Genomic DNA, 18,693 nt, shown 5'->3' with positions numbered 1-18,693 from the left:
CCTTACCGGTCGTCGTGGTCGCTGAAGTCGCGTGCGGCGTCTTCGAGTTCGCGCAGCACCTGTTCCTCCACCAGGTCGGCCATGGCGGCGACCGTGCGGTGGACCAGGACGTCGCGGGGGGTGAGGGCCACGCCGAAGGCGTCGTTGGCCCGTGAGGCGATGAGCAGGGCGCGCAGGGAGTCGCCGCCGACGGTGAGGTAGTCGTCCTCCACGCCGACGCTCGTGTGCAGGACCTCCTCCCACAGGTCGGCCATCACCTCCTCCGTGGGGGTGCGCGGAGCGACGTACCCGGCCGTCCCCTCCTGCCCGGGCACCGGCGCGGGCAGCGCGGCCCGGTCGGTCTTGCCGTTCTCGGTCAGCGGGAAGCGGTCGAGGACGACGAACGCGGCGGGCACCATGGGCCCGGGCAGCCCTCTCGTGGCGAGCGCCCGCAGCTCGGCGGCCGTGGGCGGTTCCGTGCCGGGTGCGGCGAGCACGTGGGCGACCAGACGCGGCAGCCCCGGCTCGTCCTCGCGCACGCCCACCACGGCGTCGAGGACGTCCGGGTGGCGGGCCAGGACCGCCTCGACCTCGCCCGCTTCGATGCGGTGGCCGTGCAGCTTGAGCTGGTGGTCGGTGCGGCCGAGGTAGTGGAGTTCGCCGTCCGCGTCGCGGCGTACGAGGTCGCCGGTGCGGTACATACGAGTGCCGGGTGCGCCGAAGGGATCGGCGGTGAACCGGGAGGCGGTCAGCGCCGAGCGGTTGAGATAGCCGCGCGCCAGGGACGGACCGCTCAGCCACAGCTCGCCGGCCACACCGTCGGGCACCGGCCGCAGCCGCTCGTCCAGGACGTAGGTGCCGGTGGAGGGCAGTCGGCGACCGATGGGAGGCGCGCTGCCGTCCGGGACCAACGGCGCCGACCAGGTGGCCACCACCGTCGCCTCGGTGGGCCCATAGGAGTTGATCAGCCGATGGTGCGGTGCCCAGCGGGCCACCAGGTCGGGGCCACAGGCGTCGGCGCCGACCGTGAGGGTCTTCAGGTCGGGCAGCGTGCCAGGACTCTCCGGCGGCAGGGTGGCGAGCGCAGCCGGGGGCAGCAACGTATGCGTGATGCGCTCCCCGCGCAGCACCTCCGCCAGTTCGGCGCCGAGGAGCGGACCCGGCGAGGGCACCACCAGGCAGGCGCCTTGGGGCAGGGACATGCACAATTCCAGGACGGAGGCGTCGAAGCTGGGCGTCGCGAACGCCAACACCCGGTCACCGGGCGCCACTTGATAGTGCTCAGCCTCCGCCGCAGCGAATCCGGCCAGGCCCCGGTGGGTGACCACGACACCCTTGGGCGTACCGGTCGAACCCGACGTGTAGATCACGTACGCCGGATCATCCACCCTCAACGGCCGCACCCGGTCGGCGTCCGTCGGCCGTGACGCACTGCCCGAAGCATCCGCGAGCAGCTCGGCGACGCGGGCCTCGTCAAGGGTGACCGCAGTCCCGGCGTCCTCCAGCATGAACGCCACCCGCTCGGCGGGATATCCCGGGTCGACCGGCAGGAACGCCGCCCCCGCCTTCGCCACCGCCACCTGCGCGAGCACCATGTCGGCCGAACGCGGCAGCACCAGCGCCACCAGATCACCCGGCCCCACGTCCTGACCGATCAGCCAGTGCGCCAGCCGGTTCGCACACGCCTCGACGTCCGCGAAGGACAGCTCACGGCCCGGCGCGACCAACGCCACCTCCGCAGACGTACGATCCACCGCCGCCTCGACCAGATCGGGAAGCAACACCGGCCCCGGCACGGCGAGTTCCGGCCGCACCGGCCCCCGCAGCAACCGCTCCCGCTCCTCCCCCGGCAGGGTGTCCACCGCGTCCAGCGGCGTCCCGTCCGGTACGGCGGTCAGGGCGCGCAGCGTATGGAGGAGCTGGACCGACAGCGAGTGGGCCGTCGCCTCGTCGAAGTAGCGGGAGTCGTAGCCGAGGACGACGCCCAGGCTTTCGCCCGGCAGCATCACCACGGTCAGCGGGTAGTTGGTGGCCTCGCGGGCGTCGAGGTCGTGGACTTGGACGCCGTGGTCGCCCGCCGTGGAGTCGCCGACGGGGTAGTTCTCGAAGACGAGGAGGCTCTCGAAGAGCGGCGTCCCGGCGGGCATTCCGCTCACGGCGTGCAGGTCGGTGAGCGGTACGTGGTCGAAGCGGCGGTCCTCGGCCCGTGCGGCCTGCGTCCCGCGCAGCCAGGCGCCGCAGTCGGCGGCGCCGTCCACGGTGACGCGGGCGGGCAGGGTGGTGATGAACAGGCCGGTGATGGTCTCGGCGCCGGGCAGGTCGGCGGGCCGGCCGGAGACCGTCGTGCCGAAGCACACGTCCCGTTCGCCGCTCCAGCGCGACAGGAGCAGCGCCCACGCGCCCTGCACCACGGTGTTGAGGGTGAGCCGGTGCCGCCGCGCGAACTCCTGCAGCTGCCGCGTCTCGGCCTCGTCCAGGTACTCCGCCCTCCAGGTCCCGGAGCGGGCCGGGGCGCCCGGCGCGGGCCTGCGGTCGTAGGGCAGCGGCGTCGGGGCGGTGAGGTCGGCCAGCGCGGCCGTCCAGTGCTCCTGCGCCTGGGTGGTGTCGCGGGCGGTGAGCAGGGCGACGTAGTCCGCGAACGGGCGTCGTTCCGGCAGCCGCGGCTCCTCGCCGCGGGCGAGCGCGGTGTGCGCGGCGACGACGTCGCCGAGGACGTGGAAGACGCTCCACCCGTCGAGAAGGGCGTGGTGGAAGGTCCACACCACCCGTACTTCGGCCGGTGCGATCCGGATCAGGGCGACGCGCAGCAGTGGCGCGCGGTCCAGGTCGATGCCGCGGGCCTTGTCCTCGGCGAGCAGGCGTTCCAGTTCCGCCTCGCGCGCGGCGGGGGCGAGGGCACTCCAGTCGTGCTCGGTGACGGGCACGGTGACGGCTCGGCGTACGGCCTGGAGCGGGACGGGTGTCCCGTCCAGGACGACGTCGGTGCGCAGGACGGGGGTGCGGTCCACGACGTGCTGCCAGGCGGCGGCCAGCGGGCGGGTGTCGGGCACGCCGTCCATGACGAAGGTGATCTGCTCGACGTACAGCCCTTCGCCGGGCTCGTCCAGGCCGTGGACGACCATCCCGGCCTGGGTGGGGGTGAGCGGGTAGAGGTCGGCGACGTCGCGGCCGGTGCCGACGACGCGGTCGATGCCGGACTGGTCCAGCGGGGCCAGCGGGAAGTCGGACGGGGTGCGTCCGCCGGCGCCGGGTGCGGCGCAGTGCCGGGCGACGGCCCGCAGTTCGTCGGCCATGTCGGCGGCGAGCCGAGCGACGGTGTCGCGCCGGTGCACGGCCCGTGAGTACGACCAGGTGAACTCCAGGCGCTTGTCCGTCACGCGCCCGATGACGTCGAGCAGGTTCGGGCGGTCGGCGGCCAGGTCCATGCCGCCGACGAGTTCCCCGTACGGGGCGTGCAGCAGGTCACCCGCGACGGTCCGGTCCTGCTGGCCGAGGTAGTTGAAGGAGACCGGTGGCAGCGCGGGCAGGTCCGCGCCCGCGGTGGGGTGCAGATGGCGCAGGGCGCCGTAGCCCAGGCCGCCGTGCGGCACGGCGCGCAGGCTCTCCTTGACGGCCTTCAGCGCGGTGCCGGTGTCCGCGTCGCGGGGCACGTCGAGGGCGACGGGGAACACGCTGGTGAACCAGCCGACGGTACGGGAGAGGTCGACGTCGTCGAAGAGTTCCTCGCGCCCGTGGCCCTCGAGGGTCACGGTCACGCGGTCCCGTCCGGTCCAGCGCGCGAGGACGCGGCCCAGGGCGCACAGCAGGACGTCGTTGACGCGGGTGCGGTAGACGTCCGGCACGTCCTGGAGGAGCTGCCGGGTCTCCTCGCTGTCGAGGGCGACCGTCACCGACTCCTCGCTCGTGGCGGTGTTCGCCCCGGGCAGGTCGGTCGGCAGGGCGTGGTCCGCGGGGACGTGCCGCCAGTGGTCGAGTTCGCCGTCGAAGCCTCCGGCGCCGGTGTGCGCGGCGAGCCGGTGGGCCCACGCCTGGAAGGAGGTCGTCTTCGGCCCGAGGTCCGGCCGGTTCCCGGCGCGTACGGCCCGGTAGGCGGTGTCGAGGTCCTCCAGGACCAGGTGCCAGGACACGGCGTCCACGACCAGGTGGTGGGCGGCGAGCAGCAGCACGGGGCGCCGCCCGTCGTCGAAGCGGCACAGCGCGGCCTTGAGGAGGGGGCCGGTGGCCGGGTCGAAGCCCGCGCACAGGTCGTCGACGAGGACGCCCGGCACCTCCCCCGGCAGGTCGTGCGTGTCCAGGTGGACCGGCGTCCCGGCCGCCGTGCCGTGCTGGCGGCGCGGTCCGTCGCCGCCCGGCGGGAACCGCAGCCGCAGCGCGTCGTGGTGGTCCTGGACCGCGGCCAGGGCGGCCCGCAGCGCGGTCTCGTCGGTGTCGGCCGCCAGGTGGTAGGAGACCGCCTGGGTGAGGTGCGCCGGGTCACCGGCGAGCGTGTCGAACAGCCAGTGCTGTACGGGGGTGAGCGGGGCGTCGCCGACGACGGCGCCCTGTTCGGCCGTGGCCGTGGCGGCGGGCAGGTCCTCGGCCGCGGCGGCCAGTTCGGCGACCGTCTGGTGCCGGAACAGGTGCCGCGGGGTCAGCGCCAGCCCGGCGCGGCGGGCGGCGGCGACGATCTGGATGCCGAGGATGGAGTCGCCGCCGAGCGCGAAGTAGTTGTCCCGCGGGCCGACGTCCGGTACGCCGAGGACGTCGGACCAGATCGCGGCGAGCGTCTTCTCGGTGGCGGTGCGCGGCGCTTCGGTGCCGCCGTCGGCCGTGGCGGGCCACACCGGTTCGGGCAGTGCCCGCCGGTCGAGCTTGCCGGAAGGGCCGAGCGGCAGCCGTTCCAGCGGCACGACGACGGCCGGGATGAGGTGGTCGGGCAGCGTACGGGCGAGGAAGTCGCGCAGGGCGACGGGGTCCACGGCGCCGGTGCCGCGCGGCACGGCGTACGCCACGAGACGGCGGTGCCCCTCGCGCTCCACCACTGCGGCGGCGGCTGCGGCCACGTCCGGGTGTCCGGCCAGGGCGGCTTCCAGCTCACCGAGTTCGATGCGGTAGCCCCGTACCTTCACCTGGTGGTCGGTGCGGCCGAGGTAGTGGAGTTCGCCGTGGCTGTCACGGCGTACGAGGTCACCCGTGCGGTACATACGAGTACCGGGTGCGCCGAACGGATCGGCGGTGAACCGGGAAGCCGTCAGCGCGGGCCGGTTCAGATAGCCACGGGCGAGCGTCGGGCCACTGAGCCACAACTCGCCCGCCACACCGTCCGGCACCGGCCGCAACCGCGCGTCCAGCACATACGCACCCGTCGACGGCAACCGGCGCCCGATCGGCGGCGCACCCCCATCTGCAACCAGCGCATCCGACCACGTCGCGACCACTGTCGCCTCGGTCGGCCCGTAGGAGTTGACCAGACGGTGATGCGGCGCCCACCGCGCCACCAGATCCGGACCGCACGCATCGGCACCCACCGTCAGCGTCTTCAGATCCGGCAGCGAACCCGGAGTCTCCGGCGGCAGCGTGGCCAACGCCGCCGGAGGCAACAACGTGTGCGTGATCCGCCCGGCCCGCAGCACCTCCGCCAGCTCCTCACCCAACAGGGGACCCGGCGGGGGAACGACCAGCGCGGCGCCCCGCGGCAGCGACATGCACAGCTCCAGCACCGACGCGTCGAAACTGGGCGTAGCGAACGCCAACACCCGGTCACCCGCCGCCACTTGATAATGCGCACCCTCGGCAGCCGAGAAGCCCGCCAACCCGCGGTGCGTGACCACCACACCCTTGGGCGTACCCGTGGACCCCGACGTATAGATCACGTACGCCGGATCATCCACCCGCAGCGGCCGTACCCGATCAGCGTCCGACGGCCGACGCGCCGTGCCCGATGCGCCCCCCAGCAGTACGGCGACGCGCTCCGTGTCCAGAGTGACGGCGGGCGCCGCGTCCTCCAGCATGAACGCCACCCGCTCCGCCGGATAACCCGGGTCGACGGGCAGGAACGCGGCCCCGGCCTTCGCCACCGCCACCTGCGCGAGCACCATCTCCACCGAACGCGGCAACACCAACGCCACCAGATCACCGGGCCCCACACCCTGCCCGATCAACCAGTGCGCAAGCCGGTTCGCCCGCGTCTCCACCTCCCCGAACGACCACTCCACCCCCGACGCCACCAAAGCAACCGCCGCAGGCGCACGATCCACCGCCGCCTCCACCAACCCCGACAACAACCCCGGCTCAGGCAGCACGACTTCGGGCCGCACCGACCCCCGCAGCAACCGCTCCCGCTCCTCCTCCCCCACCACATCCACCGCGTCCACCAACGTCCCGTCCTGCGCTTCCGCGAGGACGCCGAGGGTGTGCAGCAGCCGCGTGGACAGGGTGCGGACGGTGCTGTCGTCGAAGAAGCGGGCGTCGTAGTCCAGGACGACGGCCAGGGTCTCGCCGGGGACGACCACCACGTTCAGCGGGTAGTTGGTCGGCTCCACGTCGCGTTCCTGCTCGATGGCGAGGCCGTGGCGGGCCAGGGCGCCCTCGTCGAAGGGGTAGTTCTCGAAGACCACGATGCTGTCGAAGAGGTTGGTGCCGCCGGGCACCTCGCTCCAGGTCTGGATCTGGGCCAGGGACACGAAGTCGTGCCTGCGGGACTCCGACTGCGTGGCCTGCACCTCCCGGAGCCAGTCGAGGAGTTCACGGTGTCCGTCGATCCGGACCCGGGTCGGCAGGGTGTTGATGAACACACCGACCATCGAGGTGACGCCGGGCAGCTCGGCGGGGCGGCCGGAGACGGTGGTGCCGAAGACGACGTCGTCACCGCCTCCGTACCGGGACAGGAGCAGCGCCCAGGCGCCCTGTACGAGGGTGTTGACGGTCAGGCCGGACCGCTGAGCCGTCTCCCGCAGCCGGGCGGACACGTCGGCGTCGAGCGTCGCGCGGACGGAGCCCGAGGAGAACGTGCCGTGGGCCTCGGCGGGCCGCCGGTCCCTGGGGAGTTCGGTGGGCGCGGTGAATCCGGCGAGGCCCTCGCGCCAGTACTGCTCGGCGCCCGCGGTGTCCTGCCGCGACAGCCAGTCCAGATAGTCGCGGAAGGGGGCACGGCGGGCGGTCTCCGGGCGGCGTCCGGCGGTGCGGGCCGCGTACCGCTCGCACACCTCGTCGAAGACCTGGGCGGCGCTCCACCCGTCGAGGAGGACGTGGTGGAACGTCCACACCAGCCGTACGCGGTCCGGTGTCAGGCGGATCAGGGCGAGCCGCATCAGCGGGGCCGTGCCGAGGTCGATGCCCGCGTCGCGGTCCTCGGCGAGCAGCCGCTCGTTCTCGCGGGCGCACCGGTCGGCGTCCCAGCCGGTCCAGTCGTGGTGGGTGATGGGCACGGTGGCCCGGTCCTGGACGGCCTGGAGCGGTTCGGCGGTCTCCTGCCACACCAGGCGGGTGCGCAGCACCGCGTTGGCGTCGGCGGTGTGCTGCCACGCCTCGGCGAGGGCGTGCGGGTCGGTGACGCCGCACAGCACCAGCTGGACCTGGTTGACGTACGTGCGGGCGTCGGGGTCCATGAGGCTGTGGAACAGCATGCCCGCCTGCATCGGCGTCAGCGGGTACAGGTCGGTGACGGTACGGCCGTCGCCGACGACGCGGTCCAGGGCCGCCTGGTCGACGCGGGCCAGCGGGAAGTCCGAGGGCGTACGTCCCCCGGCGTCCGGGCGCAAGCAGTGGGCGACGATCCCGGTGAGCGCCGTCAGCATGGTGTCGGCGAGGCGCGCGACGGTGTCCTCGTGGTGCAGGGTGTGGCTGTAGTGCCAGGTGATCTCCAACTGGCCGTCCTCGACGCGGGCGATCACGTCGAGGAGGTGCGGGCGGGCCGCGTCGGGCGCGTCGGCGCCGCCGAGGCCGCCGGGCACGCCGCGCACCAGCGCTCCACCGTGGTCGGCCGACCAGTCGAACCGGCCCAGGTAGTTGAAGCTGATGGCGGGGGCCGGAGCGGCGGCCGGCCGGTCGTCACCGGTGAGCCGGGTCAGGGCGCCGTGGCCGATGCCCCGGTCCGGCACGGCACGCAGCTGTTCCTTGACCGACTTGAGCGCGGTCCCCCAGTCGGCGTCCGGCACGTCCAGGGCGACGGGGTACAGGCTGGTGAACCAGCCGACCGTGCGGGACAGGTCGACGTCGTCGAAGAGCTGGTCCTCGCGGCCGTGCCCCTCCAGCGCGACGGCGACGGTGGCACGTCCGGTCCAGTCGGCGACGGCGCGACCGAGCGCGGTCAGGAGGACGTCGTCGATCCGGGTGCGGTAGACGGCGGGCACCTTGCGCAGCAGGTCGTCGGTGCCCGGCCGGTCCAGGCGTACGGTGACGGCGCGCACGTCGGCCATCGTGGTGGCGTCCGCGTCGGCCCCGGTGTCCAGGGGCAGCGGCGCGGCACAGTGCCGGGCGGTCTCCTCCCAGTGGGCGCGCTGGCCCGCGAAGCCGCCGGACGCGGTGTGCGCGTGCAGCCGACGCGCCCACTCCTTGACGGAGGTGGTGCGCTCCGGGAGGCGTACGGGCGCACCGGCCCGTGCCTGCCCGTAGGCGGTGTCGAGGTCCTCCAGGAGGATGCGCCAGGACACGCCGTCGACGACGAGGTGGTGGACGACCAGGAGCAGGCGCGGGCGGGGGCCGGTGAACAGGCGGGCGGTCAGCAGGGGTCCGGTGGCGAGGCGGAACGCGGCGTGCGCGGCGGCGGTCACGCGGGCCTCGGCGGCTTCGGCGGCTGCGGGCTCCAGGCCGTTCAGGTCGCACACTTCGAGGAGGTCGCGTGCGGCTTCGTCGGGGCCGGGGCAGTGCTGGTGCCAGGTGCCGTCGGCGGCCTGGGCGAACCGGGCGCGCAGGGCGTCGTGGTGGACCCACAGGGCCGCGAGGGCGCGGCGCAGGGCGTCCGCGTCGACGTCCGGGTCGGTCTCGACGACGAGGGCCTGGTCGAAGTACTCGGGGCGGCTCGGCCCGGGGTCGAGGAACCAGTGCTGTACGGGGGTGAGCGGGACGTCGCCGGTCACGGGTCCCGTTCCGGCGACGGGCGCGGCCGTGCCGGTGGCGGCGGCGAGCGCGGCGACCGTGGGGTGGCGGAACAGGTCGCGCGGGGTGAGCCCGAGCCCGGCGGCGCGGGCGCGCGAGACGACCTGGATGCTGAGGATCGAGTCGCCGCCCAGCATGAAGAAGTTGTCGTCGGCACCGACCCGGTCCACGCCGAGGACGTCCGCCCAGATGCCGCTGAGGACGCGTTCGGCCTCGGTACGGGGCGGGCGGTACGCGGTGTCGCCGGCCGTCGACCAGTCCGGCGCGGGCAGCCTGCCCCGGTCGACCTTGCCGTTGGCGGTCAGCGGCAGCTCGGGCACCGTGACGAAGGCGGCGGGCACCATGTAGTCGGGGAGTTCGGCGGCCACGTGCGCGCGCAGCTCCGTCGCCGTCGGCGCTCCCGCCCCGGGTACGGGGACGAGGTGGGCGGCGAGACGCTTGCGCCCGGCGTGCTCGCACAGGGACACGACGGCCTCGGCGACACCCGCGTGCGCGGTGAGCCTGGCCTCGATCTCGGCGGGCTCCACGCGGAACCCGCGCAGCTTGATCTGGTCGTCCGCGCGGCCCACGAAGTGCAGTTCGCCGTCGCCGCTCCAGCGCACGACGTCGCCGGTGCGGTACATGCGTCCGCCGGGCGGGCCGAACGGGTCGGCGACGTAGCGGGCCGCAGTCGCCCCTGGCTCCCCCGCGTAGCCGCGGGCGAGCCCGGCCCCGGCGATGTACAACTCACCGGGGACGCCGGGTGGTTGGGGCTGGAGGGTGTCGTCGAGGACGTACACGCGGGTGTTGTCCAGGGGCCGTCCTATGGGCAGGACCGCGGACAGCTCGTCACCGGCGCGGTAGGCGCGCCGGGTCGCGAAGGTGGTGGTCTCGGTGGGCCCGTAGCCGTCGACGACGGTCAGGCCGGGGCAGGCATCGAGGACGCGGCGCACCACGGCGCCGGGCACGGCCTCGCCGCCGGTCCACACCTCGTACGCGCCGCGCAGGCACGTCGGGTCCTCCTGGGCGAGGAGGCGGAACAGGCCCGCGGTGAGCCACAGGTGGCGTACGCCTCGCTCGCCGACGGCGTGCCGGACGACGGCGGCGTCGACGTCCCCGGGTGGGGCGAGGACGGCGGTGCCGCCGCGCAGCAGCGGCACCCACAGCTCGTACGTGGAGGCGTCGAAGGCGTGCGGGGAGTGCACGAGGACGCGGTCGTGCCCGGCGAAGGCGCGGTCACGGGCGAGGGCGGCGACGTCCCGGTGGCGTACGGCGACGCCCTTGGGGGTGCCGGTGGAGCCGGAGGTGAACATCACGTACTGGACGGTGTCGGGGTGCACCGTCCGGGTCACGGCCGACGTGTCGGGGTGCACCGCCGGGGGCCCGCCCGTCGCGCGGTCGGCCCGCAACACGGCCCCGTCGGGCAGCGCGTCCCGCGCCGTCTCCTCCCAAGCCGCGTCGGTCAGGAGCAGCTCCGCGCCCGCCTCGGTGAGCATCCGCCGCAGCCGCTCGGCCGGGGCCCGCCCGTCCAGGGGGACGTAGACGCCTCCGGTCCGGGCGAGGGCGAGCTGGATGACGACGAGGGTGACGCAGCGGTCCATGAGGACGCCGACCGGCGTCTCCGCCGTGACGCCGTGGGCGGTCAGGCGGGCGGCGAGCGCCGCGGCCCGGGTGTCGAGGTCCCGGTAGGTGAGCCGGTCGTCGCCCGCTTCCAGGGCGACGGCGTCGGGGGTGCGCCCGACCTGCGCGGTCCACAGCTCGGCGACGGACGCCTCGGGCGTGTCGGTCGCGGTGGCGTTCCACTCCTGGACCACCTGGCGGCGGCGGGCGGGGGTGAGCAGCGGCAGCCGCGCGGGCGGCTCCTCGGGCCCGGCGGCGATGCCTTCGAGCAGCACCGTGAGGTACTCGGCCATCCGTGCGGCCGTGGCGGCGTCGAACAGGTCGGGGTCGTAGCCGAGGCGCAACGCGAGTTCGGCGCCCGGGTAGGCGACCAGGCTGAGCGGGTAGTTGGTGGTCTCGATGCCGTCGAGGCCGCTGAGCCGGAGGCCGTGGGCGGCGGCGAGGTCGTCGTCGACGGGATAGTTCTCGAAGACGACGATGCTGTCGAACAGGGCGCCCCGCTCGGGAAGTCCGGTGAAGCCCTTCATGCGGGTGAGCGGCACGTAGTCGAAGCGGCGGTCCTCGCTCTGCTCCTGCTGGAGCGCGGCGAGCCAGTCGCGGAGGGTGCCGTCGCGGGGCACGGTGACCCGGGTGGGCAGGGTCGTGATGAACAGGCCGGTCATGGTCTCGGCGCCCGGCAGCTCCGGCGGGCGGCCGGAGACGGTGGTGCCGAAGACGGCCTCGTCCCGGCCCGCCTGACGGGCCAGGAGCAGCGCCCAGGCGCCCTGCACCAGGGTGTTGAGGGTCAGTCCCGCCGTCCTGGCGAGGTCCTCCAGAGCCCGTGTCGTGGCCTGCGGCACCGTGACGCGGACCGCCGCGGTGGACTCCGCGCGGTGGGTCTCGCGCGGTTCGCGGTCGTAGGGCAGCGCGGTCGTCGCGGTCAGGCCGGAGAGGCGGTCGCGCCAGTGCTGTTCGGCCTCGTCCCAGTCCCGGTCGCGCAGCCAGGCCACGTAGTCGCGGAAGGGGCGCCGCTCGGGCAGCGGGGCGCCCTCGCCCTCGGGGCCCGACGGCCGCGCGTGGCAGGCGAACACGTCGGAGAGGACCTGGAAGAGGCTCCAGCCGTCCAGGATCAGGTGGTGGAAGGACCACACCACGCGGACGGCGCTGTCGGAGAGCCGGACCAGGACCAGGCGCTGGAGCGGCGCGCCCGCCAGGTCGACGCCCCGCCCGCGGTCCCGGTCGAGGAGGTCCCGCAGCCGCCGTTCCCGTTCGTCCTCGGCGAGTGCGCGCCAGTCCAGGTGCGTGACCGGCACGGGCGCCTGGTGCCGCACCACGAGGAGCGGTTCGGGCACGTCCTGCCACACCGCGCAGGACCGCAGCACCGGGGTGTGGTCCGTGACGCGCTGCCAGGCCGCCGCAAGCGCGGCGGGGTCGGGCACGCCGTCGAGGACGAACGACAGCTGCTGGAAGTACACGCTCCGGTCGTCCTGCGACAGGCCGTGGAAGAGCATCCCTGCCTGGGTGGGCGTGAGCGGGTGCACGTCCTCGACGGCGCCGGGGTCGCCCCCGGCGCTCGCGACGATCCGGTCCACGGCCGCCTGGTCGAGCGGCGCCAGCGGGAAGTCGGACGGGGTGCGCCCGCCGGTGCCGAGCCGGGCCGCGTGCCGGGCTATCCCGGCGAGGGCGTCCGCGAACCGCTCGGCCAGGCCGGTGACGGTCGCCTCCCGGTGCCGGGCGGCGGAGTAGAACCAGGTGAACTCCAGAACGTCGCCGTCCAGTTGGCCCACGACCTCCAGGGGGTGGGGGCGGGCGGAAAGCGGGTCGGCGTCCAGTTCGAGGGGGCGGCACGCGCCGCCGTAGAGGCCGTCGGGGGTGTCGGGCAGCCCGAACCGGCCCAGGTAGTTGAAGCTGACCTGTGCGGCGGGCGTCGCGGGCAGAGCGCCGGGCCGGGCAAGGTGGCGCAGCGCGTCGTGGCCCAGGCCGTGCCGGGGCACCGCCCGCAGCTGCTCCTTGACCTGCTTCAGGACGGCGTCCCAGTCGGCGTCCCGCGGGACGGCGAGCGCGACGGGGTGGCGGGTGGTGAACCAGCCGACGGTCCGGCTGATGTCGACGTCGGCGAACAGCTCCTCGCGGCCGTGGCCCTCGACGTCGACCAGGACCCGCTCGTGGCCGGTCCACGCGCACAGCACCCGGCCGAGGGCGCTCAGGAGCACGTCGTTGACACGGGTGCGGTACGTGTCGGGCAGGGTGCGGAGCAGGACGGCGGTGTCCTCGGGGGTGAGGCGTACGGTCACGGAGCGCGCGGAGGCGTAGGTGTCCGCGCCCGCGCCGTCCGCCGCGCCCTCGGTCGTCAGATCGGTCGGCAGGTCCGGCTCGGCGCCCGCGAGGGCCTGCTTCCAGTACGCCGTCTCGTCGTCGAAGCCGCCGTCGGCCGCGTGCGCGGCGAGGCGCCGCGCCCACTGGCGCAGCGGCGCGGACTTGGCGGGCAGTGCCGCCGCTCCGTCGCGGCCCTCGCGGCGGGCGCGGTACGCCCGGTCGAGGTCGTCGAGCAGGACGCGCCAGGACACGCCGTCGACGACGAGGTGGTGCACGGCCAGGTGCAGGACGGGCCGCCGGTCGGCACCCCGCTCGTGCAGGACGGCGCGGAGCAGCGGGCCGTGGCGCAGGTCGAAGGGGCCCAGGTGGGGGGCGTCGGTGTCGGGTCCGGAGTGGTGCGCGAGGCGCAGCCGCGGAGTGCGGTCGTCGATGTGCCACCGCGCCCCGGACGTCCCCGTGTCGTCGTCCGCGGCGGCGTCCTCGGTGCCGTCGGCGTCGGTGAAGCGGGAGCGCAGGGCGTCGTGGTGGGCGACGAGGTCGTTGAGGGCGTCCTCGAGGGCAGCGGCGTCGACCGCTCCGGACAGCTCCGCCGACAGGGTCTGCGCGAAGTGCCCGGCACGTGCGGCGGCGCTGTCGAACAGCCACCGCTGGATGGGCGTGAGCGGCGCCGGTCCGGTGGCGGCCACGGGGGCCGGGGCGGCGGGCCGGTGGGTGCCCGCGGCGTCCGCGTGGCGGGCGAGGGCGGCGACCGTCTGGTGCCGGTAGACGTCGCGGGAGGTGACGGTCAGACCGGCCTGCCGGGCCTGGGCGACGACCTGGATGCTGAGGATGGAGTCGCCGCCGAGGGCGAAGAAGTTGTCGTCGACGCCGACGCGCTCGACGTGCAGGACGTCCGCCCAGATCCCGGCGAGGGTCCGCTCGGTGGGCGTGCGCGGCGCCACGTGCCGGGCGGTGGTCCCGGCGGGGCCCGGCTCGGGGAGCCGGTCGCGGTCCAGCTTGCCGTTGGGGTTCAGGGGCAGCGCGTCCAGGCCGACGACGACGGCGGGCACCAGGTAGTCGGGCAGGGTGCGGGCGAGCGTCCGGCGCACCGCCTCCGGCTCCACCCGCGCGCCCGGCGCCGGGACGACGTAGCCGACGAGGCGCCGGTGGCCGTCGCTCTCGCGGGCGGCGGCGGCTGCCTGCGCGACGCCGTCGCAGCGCAGCAGCGCCTCCTCGACCTCGCCGAGTTCGATACGGAAGCCGCGCACCTTGACCTGCTGGTCGGTGCGGCCCAGGTACTCCAGTTCACCGGACCGGGTCCACCGCACCAGGTCCCCGGTGCGGTACATGCGGTCCCCGGGCGCGCCGAACGGGTCGGCGACGAAGCGGGCGGCGCTCAGGGCGGGGCGGCGCAGATAGCCGCGGGCGAGTCCGCCGCCGCCGAGGTACAGCTCGCCGGTCACGCCCGGGGGCTGCGGGCGGAGCAGGTGGTCGAGGACGTAGGCGCGGGTGCGGCCCACGGGCCGGCCGATGGGCGGGGCCTGGTCGAGCGCCGCGCCGTCGGCGAACCAGGCGGTGGCGTAGACGGTGGCCTCGGTCGGCCCGTAGATGTTGGCGACGGCGCAGGACGGCATGGCGCGCCGCAGGTCGCGTACGGTCTGCGCGGGCAGTGCCTCACCGGCCAGGACCAGGGACTCCGGGGCGACCGCGGCACCGTCGTCGGTGAGCAGCCGCGCGACCACGGACGGCACGCCGCTGACGAGTCCGGCGCGGCGCCGCGCGGGCGCGTCGGCGAGGGCCGCCAGGTCGGCGACGACCTCGACGCCGCCCCCGGCGAGCAGCGGGCACAGCAGCTCGAACACCGACACGTCGAAGTTGAGCGACGTCGAGGCGACGACGTGGGCGAGCCGCTCGGCCCCGAACTGGTCGCGGGCCCATGCGGCGAGGGCCACGACACTGCGGTGGGCGACCACGACGCCCTTGGGGCGGCCGGTCGAGCCCGAGGTGTAGATGACGTACGCGGGGTGGTCGGGCAGCAGCGGGCCGGCCAGGTCCGCCGCAGTGAGGTCCGTGTCCCCGGGCAGGTCGGCGCCGTCGGCCAGGCAGTCCTCCAGGAGGAGGGGTGCGCAGCCCGCGGGCAGCGCACCCGCGGTGTCGCGAGTGGCGACCACGAGGGCGGGGGCGGCGTCGGCGAGCATGAAGCGGACGCGTTCGGCGGGGTAGCCGGGGTCCACGGGCAGGTAGCCCGCGCCGGACTTCAGAACGCCCCACAGGGCGGGGAGGAGATCGGCTGAGCGCGGCAGGCACAGCGCGACCAGCGTCTCGGGTCCGGCGCCGCGGGCGACGAGCCGCCGGGCGATCCGGTTGGCCCGCCGGTTCACCTCCGCGTAGTCGAGGCGGGTGTCGCCGCAGACCACGGCGGTCCGGTCAGGGGTGAGGGCGGCCTGGGCCTCGAAGAGCACCGGCAAGGTGCTGTCGGCGGGGTCGTGCCCGGTGCGCGCGGGCGGGTTCCAGACGTCCAGGAGGGTGCGCCGCTCGTCGTCCAGGAGGAGGGGCAACTCGGCGAGGGTGCAGTGCGGGCCGTCGGCCATCGCGTCGAGCAAGCGGTGAAGATGACGGCTCATCCGGGTGACCGTGCCGACGTCGAAGAGGTCGGTGTTGAACTCGACGGTCAGCTCGTGGTCGCCGTCGGGGCGCGGCGCGAACTCCAGGACGAGGTCGAAGCGGGAGGCGGGGCGCGGCAGCGGATGCTCCTCGATCCGCATGCCGCCCGCCTCCCTGGGGTGGTCCGGGGCCGTCTGCTGCACCACGAGCGCCTGCACCAGTGGCGTGCGGCTGGGGTCCCGGGGCGGCGCCAGTTCCTCGACGACGCGGTCGAAGGGCACCCCCTCGTGGGCGAAGGCGTCCAGGACGGTGGCGCGCATGTGCTCCACGAACCGGTCGACGGTGACGGTGTCGTCCACGTCGGCGCGCAGCACCACGGTGTTGGCGAAGAACCCGGTGACGTCCTCCAGGTCGCTGCGCACGCGGCCGTTGGTGACGGTGCCGAAGGCCACGTCGCGCTGCCCGGAGTACCGCGAGAACAGCACGGCGGCGGCCCCGGCGAACAGCGTGAACGCGGTCGTGCCGCGGACCGCGGCGAAGTGCCGCAGGCGGGCGACGAGTTCCGCGGGAATCCGGTGCCGGTGGCCCGCGCCCGCGGTGGTGCGCACGGCGGGCCGGGGCCGGTCGGTGGGCAGCTCCAGCTGCTGAAGTCCCGTCAGATGCCGCTTCCAGTAGGCCAGGTCCTCGACGTCGTCGGCGTCGTCGCGGCCCTCGTGCTCCCACACGGCGAAGTCCGGGTACTGCACGCCGGGCGCGGGCAGGCCGTCCGGCGCGCCCGTCACCTCCGCGTCGTACAGGGCGACCAGGTCTCGGGCGAGGACACCCACGGACCAGCCGTCGGTGACGATGTGGTGCTGGGCCAGAAGCAGCAGGTGGTCGTCGGCTGCGCGGCGGACGAGCAGCGCCCGGGTGAGCGGGCCCGCCGCCAGGTCGAAGGGACGCTCCAGTTCCTCGGTGAGGAGAACGTCGGCGGCCTCGGCGGGCAGGTGGCTCACGTCGGCGGTGCGCAGCGGCAGTTCGGCGCGACCGCTCACGCACTGGACGCCCTGCCGGTCGACGGTGGCAAATGTGGTGCGCAAGGAGTCGTGGCGGGCGGAGAGCCGGTCCAGGGCGCGGCGCAGCGCCGCTGTGTCCGGCGCTCCGCGCAGCCGCAGCGCCAGGCCGGTGTTGTACTCGGTGCCGCCGTCGCTGAGGTCGTCGAGGAACCAGAGGCGGCGCTGCGCGCGGGACAGCGGCAGCGGGCGGTCGCGCGGGGCGGGCCGCATCGGGTCGGCGGGCGCGGCGACGGCCGGGTCGCTGAGCAGCGGCGCGAGGGCGGCGACGGTGCGGGCGGTGAACAGGTCCCGTACGGAGAGGCGGACGCCGAGGTCGTCGCGGATCCGGGCCAGGACGCGGACGGCGAGGATCGAGTCGCCGCCGAGGGCGAGGAAGTCGTCGTCCGCCATGACGTCGTCGACGCCGAGCACGTCGGCCCAGACGGCGGCGAGGGCGCTCTCGGCGGGGGTGCTCGGCCGGGTGCCGCCCGCTGCGGCGCTGCGGGCGGGGGCGGGCAGGGCCTGGAGGTCGACCTTGTGGTGGGAGGTCAGGGGCAGTTCGTCGAGGACGACGAGGGCGGCGGGGACCATGTGCGCGGGCAGGGCGGCGGTCGCGGTGGCGCGCAGCGCGCCGGGGTCCGGGGTCCGGGCGGGGTCGGTGGGGGTCACGTAGCCGACGAGGCGGCGGCGTCCCGGTTCGTCCTCGCGGGCCACGACGACGGCCTCGCGCACTCCGGGGTGGGTCAGCAGCGCCGCCTCGACCTCGCCGGGCTCTATGCGGTAGCCGCGGACTTTGACCTGCCGGTCGACCCGGCCCAGGAATTCCAGCTCGCCGCCTTCGGTCCATCGGGCCCGGTCGCCGGTGCGGTAGAGGCGGCTGCCGGGCGGGCCGAAGGGGCTGGCGACGAAGCGGGTGGAGGTCAGGCCGGGGCGGCCGTGGTAGCCGCGGGCCACTCCGGCGCCGCCGACGTACAGTTCACCGGCGGTGCCGGGCGGGACCGGGCGCAGCATCTCGTCGAGGACGTGCACCCGGGTGCCGGTCAGGGGCGAGCCGATGGTGGGGGTGCCGCTGCCCGCGGCCAGCGGCCCGGTCCAGGAGGCGACGACGGTGGCCTCGGTGGGCCCGTACGAGTTGATCATCCGGCGGCCGGGGGCCCAGCGGTCGACGAGGGCCGGGGGGCAGGCTTCGGCGCCGACGATCAGGGTGCGCAGGTGGCGTGCGACGCCGTTGTCCCCGGGGGCCGGCAGGGTGGCGAGGGCGGCGGGCGGGACCAGGGCGTGGGTGATGCGGTGCTCGTCGAGGACGGCGGCGAGTTCGTCGCCGAGCCACGGGCCGTCGGGCGGCACCACGAGGGTGGCGCCGGACAGGACGGACGAGCACAGCTCCAGGACGGAGGCGTCGAAGCTCGGCGAGGAGAACTGGAGCACGCGGTCGCCGGGCCGCACGGCGTACCGCTCGGCGCAGCCCGCGACGAAGCCGCCGAGGCCGCGGTGGGTGACGGTGACGCCCTTGGGAGTGCCGGTGGATCCGGAGGTGTAGATGACGTACGCCGCGTGGTCGGCGCCGACGAGTCCGGTCGCGGGTGCGTCGACGGTGTCGTACGCGGGGTCGTTCAGGATGGCGCGGACGTGGAGCAGGTCGTCGAGGACGACGGCGGGGGCGGCGTCGGCGAGCATCAACGCGCGCCGCTCGGCGGGGTAGTCGGGGTCCACGGGCAGGAACGCGGCGCCTGCACATGCCACCGCCAGCTCCGCCGCGACGAGTTCCATCGACCGCGGCAGCACGAGGGCCACCGTCCGGTCGGGTGCCGCGCCACGGCGTACGAGGTCGGCCGCGAGCCGCCCGGCCCGCACCGCCAGTTCCCGGAAGGTCCAGGTCCGCCGCCCGTCAGTGAGCGCGGGCGCCTCGGGTGTGCGGGTTGCCCACGCGTCGAACAGCTCGTCGAGCGTCGGGTACGGCACCGCGACGGCTCCGTCGGCACCGGTGGACCCGGTGGCCGTCGCGGGGCCGACGGGCCCCGGCCGGAACGTAGCGGTGGTGGGCTTGTCATGCGCGTCCGTCATGGGGACTGTCCTTCAGGGCAGGGCACAGTGCGCGGGCGTGGGGGCGCTCCGCGGCCGGTCTGAC

1 protein-coding gene is annotated in these 18,693 nt (G+C 75.0%); it reads right to left on the bottom strand.

Annotated features, from left to right (window positions below; all coding sequences use genetic code 11):
* Positions 1 to 2 precede the first annotated feature (2 nt).
* On the bottom strand, positions 3 to 18,629 hold the full coding sequence (locus AB6L24_RS14575) for a non-ribosomal peptide synthase/polyketide synthase (protein ID WP_405655596.1): 18,627 nt from the start codon (positions 18,627 to 18,629) through the stop codon (positions 3 to 5).
* Positions 18,630 to 18,693 lie beyond the last annotated feature (64 nt).

The sequence above is a fragment of the Streptomyces sp. RK9 genome, assembly GCF_045070545.1.
Taxonomy (GTDB): domain Bacteria; phylum Actinomycetota; class Actinomycetes; order Streptomycetales; family Streptomycetaceae; genus Streptomyces; species Streptomyces alboflavus.
This window is presented reverse-complemented; position numbering and strand designations above follow the sequence as displayed.

Coding starts and splice junctions, on each gene's coding strand:
- AB6L24_RS14575 (WP_405655596.1), bottom strand. CDS start 18,629: ATGACGGACGCGCATGACAAGCCCACCACCGCTACGTTCCGGCCGGGG.